Origin of the sequence: Martelella radicis, from assembly GCF_014196625.1 — a bacterium.
GTDB lineage: Bacteria > Pseudomonadota > Alphaproteobacteria > Rhizobiales > Rhizobiaceae > Martelella > Martelella radicis.
Window position 1 is genome coordinate 275,602 of record NZ_JACIDZ010000004.1, and the last position, 14,852, is coordinate 290,453.

General features: G+C 64.0%; 18 protein-coding genes. 8 read left to right on the top strand and 10 right to left on the bottom strand.

Features of this window, described 5'->3' with window-relative positions:
- The first annotated feature begins 20 nt into the window (after positions 1-20).
- Positions 21-710 carry a GntR family transcriptional regulator gene (locus tag GGR30_RS08585; protein ID WP_183484862.1) on the top strand — a complete coding sequence of 230 codons (690 nt, stop codon included), beginning with the start codon at positions 21-23 and terminating at the stop codon, positions 708-710.
- A 36-nt stretch (positions 711-746) separates the two neighbouring features.
- Here GGR30_RS08585 and GGR30_RS08590 read toward each other — a convergent pair whose 3' ends face one another.
- The 10 genes from GGR30_RS08590 to GGR30_RS08635 form a co-directional block, all read right to left on the bottom strand.
- Positions 747-1,316, bottom strand: a complete 570-nt coding sequence (locus GGR30_RS08590; RefSeq protein ID WP_183484865.1) for an antibiotic biosynthesis monooxygenase — start codon at positions 1,314-1,316, stop codon at positions 747-749.
- Between the two features lie 2 nt (positions 1,317-1,318).
- The gene (locus GGR30_RS08595; protein ID WP_183484868.1) at positions 1,319-1,513 is read right to left on the bottom strand and encodes a 2-hydroxymuconate tautomerase; all 195 of its coding nucleotides are present in this window, start codon (positions 1,511-1,513) and stop codon (positions 1,319-1,321) included.
- Position 1,514: 1 nt separating this feature from the next.
- Positions 1,515-2,282 carry a 2-keto-4-pentenoate hydratase gene (locus GGR30_RS08600; RefSeq protein WP_183484871.1) on the bottom strand — a complete coding sequence of 256 codons (768 nt, stop codon included), beginning with the start codon at positions 2,280-2,282 and terminating at the stop codon, positions 1,515-1,517.
- A complete protein-coding gene (gene dmpG, locus GGR30_RS08605) occupies positions 2,279-3,298 on the bottom strand; it encodes a 4-hydroxy-2-oxovalerate aldolase (RefSeq protein WP_183484874.1) in 1,020 nt (339 codons plus the stop codon). The genes GGR30_RS08600 and dmpG overlap by 4 nt, the downstream gene beginning before the upstream one ends.
- Before the next feature lies 1 nt (position 3,299).
- Positions 3,300-4,244: an acetaldehyde dehydrogenase (acetylating) gene (locus GGR30_RS08610; protein ID WP_183484878.1), complete on the bottom strand. Its 945-nt coding sequence runs from the start codon at positions 4,242-4,244 to the stop codon at positions 3,300-3,302.
- A gap of 4 nt (positions 4,245-4,248) precedes the next feature.
- Positions 4,249-5,043 carry a 2-keto-4-pentenoate hydratase gene (locus GGR30_RS08615; RefSeq protein WP_183484882.1) on the bottom strand — a complete coding sequence of 265 codons (795 nt, stop codon included), beginning with the start codon at positions 5,041-5,043 and terminating at the stop codon, positions 4,249-4,251.
- A 9-nt stretch (positions 5,044-5,052) separates the two neighbouring features.
- Positions 5,053-6,501, bottom strand: a complete 1,449-nt coding sequence (locus GGR30_RS08620) for a 2-hydroxymuconic semialdehyde dehydrogenase (protein WP_210287995.1) — start codon at positions 6,499-6,501, stop codon at positions 5,053-5,055.
- Between the two features lie 66 nt (positions 6,502-6,567).
- Positions 6,568-6,999, bottom strand: a complete 432-nt coding sequence (locus tag GGR30_RS08625) for a GlcG/HbpS family heme-binding protein (RefSeq protein ID WP_183484886.1) — start codon at positions 6,997-6,999, stop codon at positions 6,568-6,570.
- A complete protein-coding gene (locus tag GGR30_RS08630; RefSeq protein WP_183484889.1) occupies positions 6,999-7,919 on the bottom strand; it encodes a catechol 2,3-dioxygenase in 921 nt (306 codons plus the stop codon). The genes GGR30_RS08625 and GGR30_RS08630 overlap by 1 nt, the downstream gene beginning before the upstream one ends.
- A 24-nt stretch (positions 7,920-7,943) precedes the next feature.
- On the bottom strand, positions 7,944-8,309 hold the full coding sequence (locus GGR30_RS08635; protein ID WP_183484892.1) for a 2Fe-2S iron-sulfur cluster binding domain-containing protein: 366 nt from the start codon (positions 8,307-8,309) through the stop codon (positions 7,944-7,946).
- Between the two features lie 186 nt (positions 8,310-8,495).
- Between GGR30_RS08635 and GGR30_RS08640 the strand changes: the two genes are divergently transcribed.
- The 7 genes from GGR30_RS08640 (at position 8,496) to GGR30_RS08670 (ending at position 14,660) form a co-directional block, all read left to right on the top strand.
- Positions 8,496-9,212: an FCD domain-containing protein gene (locus GGR30_RS08640; RefSeq protein WP_183484895.1), complete on the top strand. Its 717-nt coding sequence runs from the start codon at positions 8,496-8,498 to the stop codon at positions 9,210-9,212.
- 9 nt (positions 9,213-9,221) lie between these two features.
- Positions 9,222-9,755 carry a redoxin domain-containing protein gene (locus GGR30_RS08645; protein WP_183484898.1) on the top strand — a complete coding sequence of 178 codons (534 nt, stop codon included), beginning with the start codon at positions 9,222-9,224 and terminating at the stop codon, positions 9,753-9,755.
- Positions 9,756-10,009: 254 nt separating this feature from the next.
- Positions 10,010-11,287, top strand: coding sequence for an ABC transporter substrate-binding protein (locus GGR30_RS08650; protein WP_183484903.1), 1,278 nt, complete (start codon positions 10,010-10,012; stop codon positions 11,285-11,287).
- A gap of 52 nt (positions 11,288-11,339) precedes the next feature.
- The gene (locus GGR30_RS08655; RefSeq protein WP_183484906.1) at positions 11,340-12,074 is read left to right on the top strand and encodes an ABC transporter ATP-binding protein; all 735 of its coding nucleotides are present in this window, start codon (positions 11,340-11,342) and stop codon (positions 12,072-12,074) included.
- Complete coding sequence (locus GGR30_RS08660) at positions 12,058-12,780, top strand: ABC transporter ATP-binding protein (protein WP_183484909.1); 723 nt, start codon at positions 12,058-12,060, stop codon at positions 12,778-12,780. The genes GGR30_RS08655 and GGR30_RS08660 overlap by 17 nt, the downstream gene beginning before the upstream one ends.
- Positions 12,780-13,640 (top strand): branched-chain amino acid ABC transporter permease, encoded by an 861-nt coding sequence (locus GGR30_RS08665; protein WP_183485065.1) that lies wholly within the window; start codon positions 12,780-12,782, stop codon positions 13,638-13,640. The genes GGR30_RS08660 and GGR30_RS08665 overlap by 1 nt, the downstream gene beginning before the upstream one ends.
- A 9-nt stretch (positions 13,641-13,649) precedes the next feature.
- The gene (locus GGR30_RS08670; RefSeq protein WP_183484911.1) at positions 13,650-14,660 is read left to right on the top strand and encodes a branched-chain amino acid ABC transporter permease; all 1,011 of its coding nucleotides are present in this window, start codon (positions 13,650-13,652) and stop codon (positions 14,658-14,660) included.
- The last annotated feature ends 192 nt before the right edge of the window (positions 14,661-14,852 follow it).

Sequence of the window (14,852 nt, forward strand, 5' to 3'; positions counted from 1 at the left end):
CCCGTGCCACGATTGCCGCAATGCCCGGCGAGACAGCGTCGCCGCGGATCAAGCGCGCCTCGGCGAGCGATCAGATCCATGCCGCATTGCGCGCGCGGATCGTGTCGCTTGACCTCGAACCGGGCCGTAACCTGTCGCGCCAGGAGATCGCGGCCTATTACGGAGTCAGCCAGACCCCTGTCAGGGATGCCATGCTCCGGCTTGAGGAGGAGGGGCTGCTTGTCATCTTTCCGCAATCGAAGACCGAAGTCTCGATGATCGATGTCGAGCAGGCGCGCGAAACCCAGTTCCTGCGTTTGTCCGTTGAGTTGGAGGTGGCCAGGAGACTCTCTGAAAGGGCAGACAAGACGGTGCTCGCAACGGCCGCGAGGGTCCTGTCTCTGCAGAAGGCCACTCTGGCGGAAAACGATCTTGAGCGTTTCGCCCAGCTTGACCGGCTGTTTCACCAGTCGCTCTGCGAGGCCGCCGGCGTCTCAAATCTTTGGGAGCTGATTGGGTCGCGATCAGGCCATATCGACCGGCTGCGCAACTTGACGCTGCCCGATCCGGGCAAACCGGCGAGTATCATCCACTACCACAGCCTCATTCTCGACAGCATCGCCGCCGGCGACGCACCGGCAGCGGAGGCTGCCGTGCGCGCGCATCTGTCGGGCACACTGTCGCAGATCGAGGAGGTCAAGGCCCGTCATCCGGACTATTTCCGGTCCTGACTGCACGCGCATGAACGGGCGGCCGGACGGCGAGGGTCAGCCGGCAAACAGCCAGGATTTCAGCGCTTTCGTCACGCGCGGCATGACCACATAGGTCATCGCCAGCACCTGAATGATGGCGATCGTCAGCGTCTTCGACCAATGCGGCCAGTTCGGAATGAGCGGCGGCACGATGAGCTGCAGGGGGTAGACCAGCACGAAGACGACCGCGATGAGCACGATCGACATCTTCCAGCGCGGCGCGGGCTTTGAGACCGGCAGTTCGGGCAGTTCGAACCAGGCTTCCAGCCCGGTAACGCGGCGGCGCTCGGTCTCGCCCTCCACCAGATCGCCGAGCCGGGCGACGAAATCCGCCCTTTGAGACGAATTTTCCCAGGCCTCGCAATGGGCAAAACTGTCGAAGCGATAGATCAGCACATAGCGCCCGCCGGTCTTGCCGGAGGGTTTCAGGATGTTGACGCCCATATGGCCTGGAAAGTCCTTCGCCGCCTCGACAATGCCGTGCAGCCAGGCCTCGTAGTCGGCCTCGCGGCCGGGGCGCACCCGGCGCGAGACCTGAACGGTGACCGGGCCTTCCTCGCCCGGCTCGACAAAACCCCCGGTCATGATCAGGCGTCGGGGGCGGGGAATTTCGGCTTGCCGGCGATGCCCCAGTGATGGCCCGGCACTTCCCGCAGGACCACGCGCACGCTCTCGATCGGCGCGCCGGTGGTCTCGACGACCGCCTCGGTCAGCTTTTCGATCAGCTTTTCCTTTACCGCGTTGCTGCGGCCCTCGATCATGGTTACGTCGACGAAAGGCATGTCACTCTCCCACGTTGAAGGCGACGGTGCCGAGGCGCTCGACCTCGAGCGTCACGGCCTGTCCGGCAACCATCGGAATGGCGGCCGTCGCGCCGCCGGCAAGCACGATGTCGCCCGCTTTCAGTTCCTCGCCGGCAGCCGCCACCATGCGCGCGGCGGCGACGAGCGAGCGGACCGGATGGCCGAGAATGGCGGCCGACGAACCGATCTCGCGCGCCTCGCCGTTGATCGCGAGAACCATGCCGAGATTGGCGATATCCGTCGAAGCGTCCGACCACTGGCCGATGACGAAACCGGAAGAGGACGAATTGTCGGCGATCACGTCGCCGATATCGAACTTGAAGGCCTTGTAGCGGCTGTCGATGATTTCCAGCGCCGGCGCGATCGCGGCGACCGCTTCCATTGCCTCGAGCGCCGAAACCTTGCCCGAAAGCGGCTTCTTCATCAGAAAGGCGATCTCCGGCTCGACGCGCGGATGCACATATTTCGAGAGCGAGACGGTCGCGCCTTCCTCCTCGCGCATGGCGTCCGTCAACCGGCCCCAGATCACGTCGGAGACGCCGACCTGCACCATCTTGGCGCGCGAGGTCAGTCCCATCTTGATGCCGACGCGCTTTTCGCCGCGGGCATAACGCCGCTGCAGCGACAGCGCCTGAGCGGCATAGGCCTCGTCCATCGAAAGCGCTTCAGTATCGGAGAACTGGGGGATTTCCGTCGCCGTCATTGCTGCCCGGTCGACAATCTCCGCAATTGCGCTGATATCGGTCATATCGCCAGCTCCTTTTCCTTGATCATGTCGAGGGCGACATCGACAATCATGTCTTCCTGGCCGCCGACCATACCGCGCCGGCCAACCTCGACGAGAATATCGCGCGTGTCGAGCCCGTAGGCTTCGGCCGCCCGTTCCGCGTGACGCAGGAAGGATGAATAGACGCCGCCATAGCCGAGCGTCATGGTTTCACGGTCGACCCGCACCGGCCGGTCCTGCAGCGGGCGCACCAGTTCCTCGGCCGCATCCTGCAGCTTGAACAGGTCGCAGCCATGTTCGAAGCCATAGAGATTGGCAACGGCGATGAAGGCCTCGATCGGCGTATTGCCGGCGCCGGCGCCCATGCCGGCAAGCGAGGCGTCGACGCGGAATGCGCCGTGCTCGACGGCGACGATGGAATTGGCGACCGACAGCGACAGGTTCTCGTGCATATGCGCGCCGCGCTGGGTCTCGGGCTTCAGAGCCGCATTATAGGCCTCGAAACGGGCGGCGACGTCCTTCATGGTGAGCCTGCCGCCGGAATCGGTGACATAGACGCAGTCCGCGCCGTAGCTTTCCATCAGCTTTGCCTGTTCGGCGAGCTTTTCCGGCGTGTTCATGTGGCTCATCATCAAGAAACCGGAGACGTCCATGCCCATTTCCTTGGCAGCCGCGATGTGCTGGGCGGAAACGTCGGCCTCGGTGCAGTGGGTGGCGACGCGCACGGAGGCGACCCCCATGTCGCGGGCGCGCTTCAGGTCATGAATCGTGCCGATGCCGGGCAGAAGCAGCGTCGTCAGCTTGGCCTTCTTCACAACCTTCGCCGCCTCGCAGATCCAGGCCTCGTCGGTGCATTTGCCGAAACCGTAATTGAAGGTCGAACCCGTCAGCCCGTCGCCATGGGCGACCTCGATGGCATCGACGCCGGCTTCGTCCAGCGCTTCGGCAATGGCGCGGACATGGCCGAGATCATACTGGTGGCGCACGGCGTGCATGCCGTCGCGCAGCGTGACGTCCTGTATGTAGAGCTTGGTCATCTCAGGCGGCCTTTGCGATCCAGTTGCGTTTTTCGGCGAGGCGTTCGGCGGTCTTCAGCGCCGCCGAGGTCATGATGTCGAGATTGCCGGCATAGGCGGGCAGGTAGTGGGCTGCACCCTCCACCTCGAGGAACACCGTGACCTTGAGCCCGGTGAAATCGCCGCCCATTTCCGGAATATGCAGCGGCGCGTTGGAACCGATATGCTCGAACTGCACCGCCTGCTTCAGCCGGTAGCCGGGCACATAGGCGCGCACGTCCTCCACCATGTCGTGGATCGACTTGCGGATCGCCTCCTGGTCGGCCTCGTGGCAGAGGCAGTAGACCGTGTCGCGCATCATGATCGGCGGCTCGGCCGGATTGAGGATGATGATCGCCTTGCCACGCTCGGCCCCGCCGACCTTCTCGATCGCCGCCGCCGTCGTTTCGGTGAACTCATCGATATTGGCGCGGGTGCCGGGGCCGGCCGAGCGCGAGGAGATCGAGGCGACGATCTCGCCGTAGCGCACCGGGCTCACCCGGTTGACTGCCGCGACGATCGGGATCGTCGCCTGGCCGCCGCAGGTCACCATGTTGACGTTGGATTCGGTCAGATTGGCGTCGAGATTGACGACCGGGATCGTGTAGGGGCCGATTGCCGCCGGGGTCAGGTCGACCACCTGCTTGCCGTCCTTCTGAAGAACCTCGTTATGGCGCTTGTGGGCGCCGGCGGAGGTGGCATCGAAGACGATGCGGATGTCGTCGTAGCAATCGAACTTCGTCAGCCCGTCAATGCCCTCATGCGTTGTCGCGACGCCGAGGCGGGCGGCGCGCGCCAGACCGTCGGATTTCGGGTCGATGCCGACCATGGCGGCCATTTCCAGCGTCTTCGACTTGCGCATGACCTTGATCATCAGGTCGGTTCCGATATTGCCGGAACCGATGATGGCGCATTTGATCTTTTCCATCGTCTCAATCCTTCGAAAATGCGGCGCGAACCGAGCCGAGCCCGTTGATGCGGGCCTCGAACACATCGCCCGGAGCGGCAGGCTGCATCGGCCCCAGAGCGCCGGAGAGAATGACATCGCCGGGGCCGAGCGCGCGGCCGGCCTTCGCCATGGTGCGCGCCAGCCACAGGGCGGCGTTGAGCGGCGAGCCCATGCAGGCCGCGCCCGCGCCGACGGAGACCGGCTGGTTGTTCTTGAACATCACCATGCCGCACATGCGCTGGTCGAAATCGCCGACGCGTTTCGGGCTCTGGCCGAGCACGTAGAGGCCCGACGAGGCGTTGTCGGCAATCGTGTCGGTGATGCGGATGTCCCAGTTGGCAACGCGCGAGCCGACCACCTCGATCGCCGGCACGACGTAGCCGATGGAGGCCATCAGATCGACCATGGTGATGAAGCCGCCGGTGAGCGGCGCTGCGATCACATAGGCGATCTCCGCCTCGACCTTCGGCTGCATCACGCGCGAGAAGGCGATCTCCTCGCCGTCCATCACCTCCATGTCGGCAAACAGCATGCCGTAATCGGGCTGGCCGACGCCGAGTTGCTTCTGCACCGCCTTCGAGGTCAGACCGATCTTGCGGCCGGAGAGCTGGCGCTCCTCGCCGCCCAGCCAGCGCCTTGTGTTGATCTCCTGCACGGCATAGGCCGCCGCCACATCGCCTTCATCGAGAAGGTCGCGGATCGGCGCGGTTGTCTCGCCCGCTTGCCAGGCCTGCCAGAGACGGTCGGCGGCCTTTTGAATGTTTTCTTCGCTGCTCATGATGTTGTCCTAGAGTTTGATGCAGACATTCGTCAGCTCCGAGTAGAACTCGAGGCCGTGAACGCCGCCCTCGCGGCCGATGCCCGACTGTTTGGAGCCGCCAAAGGCGGTTCTGAGATCGCGCAGGAACCAGGAATTGACCCAGACGATGCCGGCCTCGATCTTGCGTCCGACCCGGTGGGCGCGGCTCAGATCCTCGGTCCAGACGGCGCTGGCGAGCCCGTATTCGGTGTCATTGGCAAGGCGGATTGCTTCCTCCTCCGTATCGAAGGGCGCGATATGACAGACCGGGCCAAAGACTTCCTCGCGGATGATACGGGCGCTCTCGGGTAGACCGGTGAAGATGGTCGGCTCGACCCATGCGCCGCCGGAAAGCTCCTCGCCCATGTCGGGCACGCCGCCGCCGGTGACGATCGTCGCGCCGTCCTTCTTCGCGAGTTCGAAATAGGAGAGCACCTTTTCGCGATGCTCCTGCGAAATCAGCGGGCCGAGACTGGTGCCGGCCTCTTCGGGCGCGCCAAGCTTCAGGCCCTCGGCCTCTTTCTTCAGCCGCGCGACGAACGCGTCGAAGATCGGCCGCTCGACATAGACGCGCTCGGTCCCGAGACAGACCTGGCCGCAATTGGCGAAGACAGAACGCATGGTCCCCTCGATCGCCTTGTCCATGTCGCAGTCGGCGAAGACAATACCGGCATTCTTGCCGCCGCATTCCATCGAGACCTGGCGCAGGCCCTTGGCGGCCGAACGCATGATGACCTCGCCGGTACGCGTTTCGCCGGTGAAGGTGATGGCGTCGACGCCCGGATGTTCGGTGAGATAGGCGCCGGCCGAATCCGGCCCGAAGCCGTGGACGACGTTGAAGACGCCCTTCGGAATGCCGGCCTCGTTCATCACTTCGCCCAGAAGCGTCGCCGTCAGCGGCGTTTCCTCGGACGGCTTGACGACGACGGTGTTGCCGCTTGCAAGCGCCGGGCCGACCTTCCACGTCATCAGCAGCAGCGGCAGGTTCCACGGCGAGATGACGGCGATGACGCCCTTCGGCTTGCGCACGCCGTAGTTCAGCGCGCCCGCGCCGTCCGGCGTATCCAGCATGAAGCTTTCGGTCGGGACATTCTTCACCAGGTCGGCAAAGACCTTGAAATTGGCGGCCCCGCGCGGAATGTCGACATGGGAGGCAAGGCTTTTCGGCTTGCCTGTGTCGAGGATTTCGGCCTCGAGGAAGTCGTCGAACCGTTTTGTGATCCCGTCGGCGACGGCATGGAGCAGGGCGGCGCGCTCGGCAAGCGGCAGATAGCCCCAGGGGCCGGAAAGCGCTGCGCGGGCGGCGGATACGGCGGCGTCCACTTCCGGTCTCAGTCCCTCATGCACGATGCCGATCTTGCGTCCGGTCACCGGCGAGACGTTGTCGAAGGTCTTGCCGGAGCTGCCCGCGGTATATTCGCCGTCGATGAAGTGCATTGCCTCGCGCAGGTTGATCTTGAGCACGATCGTGATCCTTTATGCTTTTCAAGCCCTTGGTAAAATCTACTGCTCCGAGAGGCCGATCGCCTGGAGCCCGGCCCGGGCGCAAATCTCGTCTTCTTCGGCCGAGGCGCCGGAAACGCCGATGCCGCCAATGAGTTCGCCGTCCGCCCGGATCGGCAGGCCGCCGGGAAAGGCGGCAACGCCCGGCTGGCCGGTGATGCCGGCAAGAACCGCCGGTTCGCCGACAAGCGCCTCGAAGAAGGCGCCTGTCGCCGCGTTGAACCCCGCCGCCGTATAGGCCTTGTCGCGGGCGATATTGCCGGACGGCAGAAAGGCCCCGTCACCCCTTAGAAAGGCGAGGGGATTGCCGCCGGCATCGACGACGCAGGCATTGACCGCGACGCCGAGTTCGATGGCCTTTTCCACCGCCGCGCCCACGGCCTTGTGGGCGGCGGCGGCGGTCAGCCGCAACGATGTGCGGGTGACATCCATCAGGTTACGACCGACAGGAAGGCTTCGTTGAGCTGACGCTCGTAGTAGAAGATGCCGCGACCGACATTGTTGTGATCCCAGATACGGGTCGGGTGGTCCTTGTAGGCGGTGTAGCCGCCGGAGAAGACCTCGTTGCGGTTGCCGGACGGATCGAAGAAATAGATCGTCTGGCCGCGGGTGATGCCGTGACGCGTCGGGCCGAGGTCGCGGCTCATGTCGTAGCGCGTCATGATGTCGGCGGCGTTGCCGATCGCGTTCCAGTCTTCCAGGAAGAAGGCCAGGTGATGCAGCTTGCCGGGCTCGTCATGCTTGACGAAGGCAATGTCATGCGCCTTGTTCGATACCGTCATCCAGATCGCCAGCGTGCCGTCGGGAAGATCGACGCGCTCGGGCAAATGGAAGTCGAGTACCTTGGTGAAGAATTCCTCGACCTGGTCGATATTCGGACCGTAGAGCAGGCAATGGTCCATGCGCTGGGCGCGCATGCCGCGCGGCTCGGTCTTCCAGGTGTAGGGGTTGCGGGTGTCCGGGCCGTCGTCGGAGAGCTCCATGTCGGCAAAGAGCTCGATGCGGTGACCGGAAGGGATGGTGAAGCCGATGCGCGGTCCGACGCCGGGCTGTTCGCCGGCAGGCACGTCGTCCACGGCCAGGCCCCATTCCTCGATGCGGCGGCGGAAATTGTCGACGCTTTCCTGGCTGTCGGCCTTGAAGGCGAAGTAATCGATACCGGCGCGATCGGCTTCGCGCAGCACCACCGAATGACGGTGGAATTCGTCATACCCCTTCAGGTAGACGCGACCGTCGGCCTCCTTGCTGACGAGTTCGAGACCGAGCCGATCCACATAGTGGGTGATCGACTCGTCCATGTCGAGAACGCGCAACTGGGCGATGCCCGGGCGCAGCAGACCTTCCTGAGACATTTTGGCGTTCCTCCTTACCTGTTCTCAGACTTCTTCCCGTTGTCTCTCGTTTCGCGTCTCGTCCGGCGCACGCGGCGGACGATAGGCGGGTTCAATCACGAGATCGCTCCGGGCAATGAGCCGGCAGGAGAGGGCATAGCCTTCCTCCTGTTCCTGCTCGGAGACGTGATAACGGCTCATTTTCAGGGTTTCGTAGCTTCCGGAGATGACCCGAACCCGGCAGGCGCCGCAGCCGCCGCGACGGCAACCGATCCTGACCGGCGGACGCTCATGCGACGATGTCGCCCGTTCGATGGAAAACAGAACCGGTTCGCCGTCCCTGCAGGAAAAGACCTTTGAACGGCCGGCGATACGGATCGTGTGTTCTTTCGTGTCATTGCTTTCGGTCATCTCTCCTCCCGCAGTCGAAACCGATGATCTGAGACTGCGCCCGGCAATCTCGTTTGTCAAACACAAAAAACGATATTTTTATAAATTAGAACTTAAAAACGATATTTTGCAATTTTGTCGTTGTTTTTGATCGCCGATATGTTAAGCATTGAGGAAGACAAGCACGCCGCAAGGGACGGAGAGGTCGTGACACATCTGAAGAAGGTCGAGGAAATCAGCGCCACATCGGGCAGCCGGACGACGATCGAACTCGTCTATGAAGCGCTGCGCCGGGCGATTCTGTGTGGTGAGATCCCGCCGGAAAGCCGGATGCGCGTCGAGGATCTGCGCGCGACCTTCGGCGTTGGCTCATCGACCGTGCGCGAGGCGCTGTCGCGGCTTCTTGCCGAAAATCTGGTGACCACCGAAGGCCAGCGCGGGTTCCGCGCCGCGACCATCTCGATCGAGGATTTCAAGTCGATCGTCGAGATGCGGGCGCTGCTTGAAGCGCGCGCGGTGCGCCATTCAATCGAGACGGGCGATGATGACTGGGAAAGCGCCTTCGTCGCCGCCCATCACCGGCTTGCCAAGCTTGAGACCGATGCCGTCGGCCACGAGGACGAACTGGTCAGCGACTGGGAAAAGCGCAACCGCGCCTTCCATGACGCGATGACGGCAGCCTGCACCAATGTCTGGCTTCTGAACTGCCGGTCCATGCTCTACAGCCATTCGGTTCGCTATCTGCAGATCTCGTTCGCGCAGAAACGCTGCATCCCGCGTGACGTGCGCGCCGAGCACCAGGCGATCTTCGAGGCGGTGATCGATCGCGACGCCGAGCGCGCCGAGAAACTGACCGCCGACCACATTTTCCGCACCGTACCCGAAATCGAGGCGCGGCTTGCGGAGATGAAGCTTACCGCGTGAGGTCCGGCCATGATTGCGCGGCTTGTTCCGGGTATCGAGGCTCCCTCATTGCGGTGCGAAACCGTATCGCACGGCCTGTTTGATCTTGCGGTGGACGCGCCGGAGGGCGGTACGTTCATCGCCTTTCATCGCGGCCGCCACTGCAAGTGGACGCGCAACGCGCTGAAGGAGCTTGACGACCGGATTGGCGATTTCGCCATTCGCGGCATTCGGCTCATCGCCGCATCGGCCGACGGACGGGCGGAGACCGAGCGGCTGAAGGAGGACATGCAGCTCATTCGCCTGCCGCTCGCTTATTCTCTGGATGTCGCGGCGATCGCAGAGGCCTTCGGGCTCTATGTCACGCGCGCAAGCAGCGAGCCGGAGGCTCCGGCGCTCAATTTCGAGCCGGCGCAGATCTGGGTGAAGCAGGACAATGTGATCGGCGCGGTAGCGATCCAGAGCGGGCCCAATCTCTGGGCCGACGTGACGAACACGCTGCGCGGCATCGAGAACACGATGAAGAAATTCCCCGAAAGGGGAGCGGGAGAAACGGGAAAATAGCCTGAAGGGAACAGCTCCGGCCCTGGCCGGGACGCGCGGACGAAACAAGCAATACCGGCGCTTTCATGCGACCGGACGGCGTCCGCCCAGAGCGAGGCGCGTCGGCGAGCGGGAGGTCGCCGGCCGCATTTGAAGAAACACCTTTTCCGAGCCGGTTTCGATTGATCCGCGCACGCCTGTCGCGCGCGGACTGGGTGAGGCTGTGCCGAAAAGCGGGTTCATGCACGACAGGACGTTCAGGAGGAGGAAACCCCATGTCCAGAAAATTCATCACGCGCAGGACGTTCATCAAGACGACGGGCGTGGCCGGAACGCTCGCCGCGACCGGCGGGCTCGCCATGCCGGCGATTGCGGCGCCGAAGACGATCAAGATCGGCTTCGTCTCGCCGGAAACGGGGCCACTCGCCATCTTCGCCGAGCCGGATCGCTTCACGATCGAGCAGTTCTCCAAGGGGCTTGCCGACGGGCTGATGATCAACGGCACGAAGCACCCTGTCGAAATCATCGTCAAGGACAGTCAGTCGAGTTCGAACCGCGCCTCGTCGGTTGCCCAGGACCTCATCTTCAGCGACCAGGTGGACATTCTCTGCGCCGCCTCGACGCCTGACACCACCAACCCGGTGGCCGACCAGGCCGAATTGAACGGCGTGCCCTGCGTGACCAATGACACGCCCTGGCAGCCGCATTTCTTCGGCCGGCAGGGCGACCCCAAGGTCGGCTTCCAGTACACCTACCACTTCTTCTGGGGGCTTGAGGACGTGATCTCGACCTTCATCAACATGTGGGACGAGGTGCCGACCAACAAGGTTGTCGGCGCGCTATGGCCGAACGATCCGGACGGCAATGGCTGGGCCGACAAGACGGTGGGCTTCCCCCCGGTCATGGAAAAGCGCGGCTATTCGCTTGTCGATCCCGGCCGTTTCCAGTCCGGTTCCGACGACTTTTCCGCGCAGATTTCCGCCTTCAAGAATGCCGGCGTGGAAATCGTCACGGGCGTCGTCGTGCCGCCGGACTTCACCACCTTCTGGACCCAGGCCGCCCAGCAGGGCTTTGCCCCGAAGGTCGTCAATGTGGCGAAGGCCACCGAGTTCCCGCAAGCGGTCGCCGGTCTCAGCCAGCGCGCCGATGGTCTTTCGGTGGAAGTCTGGTGGTCGCCCTATCATCCCTTCTCCTCCGGCTTCACCGGCCAGTCATCGGCCGAACTTGCCAAGGCCTATGAGGATGCGACCGGCAATCCCTGGACCATGCCGCTCGGCTTCAAGCACGCCTTGTTCGAGGTCGTCGTCGATTCGCTGAAGCGCACCGAGGACATCTCCGATCCGGATTCGATCGCAAGGGCGATCGCGGCGACGAATTACAACTCCATCGTCGGCCCGATCGATTTCTCCAAGGGTCCGGTTCCCAATGTCGCCAAGACGCCGCTGGTCGGCGGCCAGTGGCACATGGACGGCGACAAGCCGGTTCTCGAGATCGTCGAGAACAAGGACCACCCGGAAATCCCGCTTACGGGCACAATGAAGCCGATCGGCTGAGGGTGAGGTCCGGGGCGGGAAGGCCGCCCCGGATCCCGCCGGGAGAGTTTTCATGACGACGATCCTTTCGCTTTCGGGCGTCAACAAGAGTTTCGGCGCGCTGACGGTTGCCGACAATGTCACCTTCGACCTGCCGGAAGGCCAGGCGCTCGGCATCATCGGCCCGAACGGCGCCGGCAAGTCGACGCTGTTCAACCTGATCGGCGGCGCGCTGTCGCCGTCCTCGGGCGCCATCTTCTTTGAGGGCCGCGACGTCACTCGCAAGAGCGCCGCCGAGCGCTGCCGCATGGGCATTGCCCGCTCGTTCCAGATCCCGCACCCCTTCACCGGCATGAGCGTCTACGAGAACCTGCTGGTGGCCGCCGCCTTCGGCGCGCCGGGCGGCAGCGGCGGCAAGGAAGTATGCGCCGAAATCCTTCAGCGCACCGGGCTGATGGGCAAGGCCAACCGGCCGGCCGGCAGCCTGACGCTTCTGGAGCGCAAGCGGCTGGAGCTTGCCCGCGCGCTCGCCTCCGGGCCGAAGCTTCTGCTGCTCGACGAGATCGCCGGCGGGCTGACGGAGGCGGAGTGTCATGATCTCGTCGAAACGGTCCGCGGCATCCGCGATGCGGGCGTGTCCATCATCTGGATCGAGCATGTCGTGCATGCGCTGACGGCGGTGGTCGAGCGGCTGATCGTCATCGATTTCGGCCGTATCGTCGCCGATGGCAAGCCCGCCGCCGTCATGGCCGATCCGTTGGTTCAGGAAATCTACATGGGGATTGCCGTCGATGACGAAACTGCTTGAAACCGAAGGCCTCGAAGCCTTCTACGGCGATTTCCAGGCGCTGTTCGGCGTCGATATCTCGGTTGGCGAAGGCGAGGCCGTGGCGCTGATCGGCGCCAATGGCGCGGGAAAATCCACCTTCCTCAAGGCGCTGACCGGCCTGGTGCCGTCGCGCGCAAGGACGCTCTCCTTCAGCGGCGAGGCGATATCGGGCTGGCCGGCCGATCGCATCCATCGCGCCGGCATTGCGCTGGTGCCCGAGGGACGCAGGCTTTTCCCCTCCTTGTCCGTCGAGGAGAATCTTTTGATCGGCGCTGCCGGCGGCCGCGCGGGCGCCTGGAACCTCGATGCGGTCTACGATCTCTTTCCCGATCTTGTCGGAAAGCGCAACAATCCCGGCACGGCGCTGTCCGGCGGCCAGCAGCAGATGGTGGCGATCGGCCGGGCGCTGATGTCGAACCCCGTGCTGCTGCTCTGCGACGAGATCAGCCTTGGCCTGTCGCCGAAGATCATCCGCGACATCTACCAGGCTCTTCCGAAAATCCGCGCTTCCGGCGCGTCGGTGCTCGTCGTCGAGCAGGATGTCGGGCAGGCGCTTGCCGTCGCCGACCGGGTCTATTGCCTGATGGAGGGCAGGGTGACGCTGACGGGCACGCCCGCCTCGCTCACCCGCAAGGAAATCGCTGCCGCCTATTTCGGCGCGTCCGATCTGAAGGAGGCTTCATGATGGTTTTCGTCAACGCTGTGCTGCAGGGCATCCTGCTCGGCGGCCTCTATGCGCTCTTTGCCGCGGGCCTCAGCCTGATGTTCGGCGTCATGCGCTTCATCAACATCGCCCATGGCGATTTCATCGTCACGGCGGCCTATCTCATGGTCGCCTTCGTCGCGGGCTGGGCGATCCATCCGGCGATCGCCGCCGTCGCTGTTCTCGCCATTCTGGGGGCTGCCGGTTACCTCAATCAGCGCGTTCTCCTGAACCGCATGCTGGGCAAGGACATTCTTCCGCCGATCCTGGTGACCTTCGGCATGTCGATCATCATCCAGAACGCGCTTCTGGAGATCTTTTCCGCCGACAGCCAGCGGCTTGCCACCGGCGGGCTCGACACGGGCAGCCTTTCGCTCGGCGGCGGGCTTGCCGTCGGCTATCTGCCGCTTCTGATGTTCGCGGCGGCGGTGGCGGTGATCGCCATCCTGCAGTTCATCTTCTATCGCACATCGCTCGGCAGGCTCTTGCGCGCCACTTCCGACGACCCGGAAATCGTGCCGCTGATGGGAGCGAAGAACGCTCATATCTTCGCGCTGGCGACGATGATGGCGAGCGTTGTCGTCGGTGTGGCCGGCATCTTCCTGGCGATGAAGACCAATTTCGATCCGTCTGCCGGCCCGGCGCGCCTGATCTTCGCCTTCGAGGCGGTGATCATCGGCGGTCTCGGCAGCCTCTGGGGCACGCTTGCCGGCGGCATCATTCTCGGCATCGCCCAGACGGTCGGCGCCCAGATCGACGCCGGCTACCAGATCCTTGCGGGGCATCTCGTTTTCCTCGCCCTTCTCGTCGTGCGGCCGCGCGGCCTGTTTCCGAAAATGTGAGGTGAGCCGATGTCCCTTTCCGTTCCGACCGCACCGCCCGTCTCGCGCGATTTCGTCTCGCCCGGCCTGCGCACGGTTCTGGCGGCAGCGCTCGTGCTGCTTGCCGTCGCGCCGCTCTGGACCGGGCCTGCGGGCATGCGGCTTCTGATGGAGGCCTTCAGCCTCCTGGCGCTTGCCCAGATGTGGAACCTGCTTGCCGGCTATACCGGGCTCATTTCGGTCGGCCAGCAGGCGTTCGTCGGGCTCGGCGGCTATCTGTTCTTCGCGCTCGCCATGTTTTTGAACGTGCCGCTGCTCGTGGCCATTCCGGCGGCAGCCGTCGCCACGGCCGTCATCGCGGTGCCCACCGGCTGGGTCGCCTTTCGTCTGAAGGGGGCCTATTTCGCCATCGGCACCTGGGTGATCGCCGAGGTCTTCCGGCTTTCCATGGCCCAGATCGGCGCGCTTGGCGGCGGGTCGGGCATATCCCTGCCTGTTTCCATCGTCCGCTCGCTTTCGGCAGACCGCTTTGCTCGCGAAATGATCATGTATTACATCGCCTTCGGCCTCGGCGTCGTCTCCATTCTCGCCGTCTGGGGGCTTCTGCGCTCGCGCTGGGGGCTGGCGCTTACGGCGATCCGCGACAGCGCGCCGGCGGCGGAAAGCGTCGGCGTGCGCGTCGAGGCGGTCAAATTCATGGTCTATGTCTTCGCCGCCTTCTATACGGGCCTGACCGGCGCCTTCATCTTCCTGCAGAAGCTGAGAATCACGCCGGATGCCGCCTTCAGCGTCAATGAATGGACGGCCTTCGTCATCTTCATCGTCGTCATCGGCGGGCTCGGCTCCATCGAGGGGCCGATCATCGGCACGGTGCTGTTCTTCCTGTTGCGCTGGATCGCCGCCGACTGGGGCACCTGGTATCTGATGGCCATGGGCGCGATCGCGATCGCCGTCATGATCGTCAACCGGCGCGGCGTCTGGGGCGCGCTGCAGTCAGCCTTCAGCAATCTCTCGGTTCTGCCGGTCTCGCGCAGGCTTTAGAAAGGCCGGGTTCGGGAAAGGCTGCTGGGGCTGCCTCTCAGGCTAACGACAAAGCCATCCTTCTGTATGGACGTCATCCTCGGGCTTGTCCCGAGGATCTAACCACCGTTCCGCACGCGCGGCGTTGGTGTTTTGTAATATATTGTATCTAAATGCATTTTGATCGGCCGAGACGCTTGCCTCGTTGATGCG